This is a genomic window from Microbacterium sp. 18062 (assembly GCF_902706225.1).
Taxonomy (GTDB): domain Bacteria; phylum Actinomycetota; class Actinomycetes; order Actinomycetales; family Microbacteriaceae; genus Microbacterium.
Genome location: NZ_CACSKB010000112.1, coordinates 1 through 1142, shown reverse-complemented (window position 1 = coordinate 1142; position 1142 = coordinate 1). Strand labels below are relative to the sequence as shown.

At 73.1% G+C, this 1142-nt stretch carries 1 protein-coding gene; it reads right to left on the bottom strand.

What is annotated here, in order from left to right:
* Positions 1–18: 18 nt before the first annotated feature.
* Complete coding sequence (locus tag GVL03_RS18820) at positions 19–1047, bottom strand: ATP-dependent DNA ligase (protein ID WP_159502538.1); 1029 nt, start codon at positions 1045–1047, stop codon at positions 19–21.
* Between the last annotated feature and the right edge of the window lie 95 nt (positions 1048–1142).

The window sequence follows — 1142 nt, the reverse complement described above, 5'->3', positions numbered from 1 at the left end:
GGGGAGGGGTACGGGGCATCAGGCGAGGACGTCGGCGAGGTCGTAGCCGGCGACCTGTTCGAGCTGCGCGAAGGTGCAGGATCGCGCATCGCGGTCGGGGCGCCACCGCTCGAACTGCGCCGTGTGCCGGAACCGCGCTCCCTCCAGCTGGTCGTAGCGCACCTCCAGCACCCGCTCCGGGCGCAGCCGCACGAACGACACGTCCTTCGACGCGGTGAACCGCGACCGCTCGGTCTCACCGCTCACCGCGGCGCCGTCGGCATCCCGCTCCACGAGCGGCTCGAGCTCGTCGACCAGCTCGAGCCGACGCCTGTCGGTGAAGGCGGAGACCCCGCCCACGTTGCGGAGCCCCCCGTCGTCGTAGAGCCCGACGAGCAGCGACCCGACGCCCCGCCCGCTCTTGTGCATGCGGTAGCCGAGCGCCACGACGTCCGCCGTGCGGGCGTGCTTGATCTTCAGCATGGTGCGCTTGCCAGGGGCGTAGGCGGCGTCGAGCCGCTTCGCCACGACACCGTCGAGGCCGGCGCCCTCGAAATCGGCGAGCCAGCGGCGGGCGAGGTCGGCGTCGTCCGTCGTGCGGGTCACGTGCACGGGCGGCCGTGCCGTGCCGAGCAGGTCTACGAGCTCGGCCCTCCGTACCGCGAACGGCTCACGCTGCAGATCGCGGTCGCCGCGCGCCAGCAGGTCGAAGGCGACGATCAGGGCCGGCGTCTCGGCGGCGAGGCGCGCGACGCGCGACGCGGCGGGATGGATGCGCTGGCTCAGTGCCTCCCAGTCGAGCCGCCTGGCCCCGGGGTCGCCGACCGGGATCACGATCTCGCCGTCGATCAGACACGGCTCGGGCAGCACCTCCGCAAGCGCGGCGACGAGCTCCGGGAAGTAGCGCGTCAGCGGCTTCGCACCGCGGGAGCCGAGCTCGACGTTCTCGCCGTCCCAGGCGGCCAGCACCCGGAAGCCGTCCCACTTCGGCTCGAAGGAGTAGCCGGCCGCTTCCGGGATCCCCGTGACGGCCTTCGCCAGCATCGGTGCGGGGATCTCGTAGCGCATACGCCCATCCTGCCCCGCCTTCCCGTCGAGCGCCTGACTTGCGCGCGAACGCGCATCCTGCAAGACAGGCGCTCGACGGGGGTGGGCGGGGGACC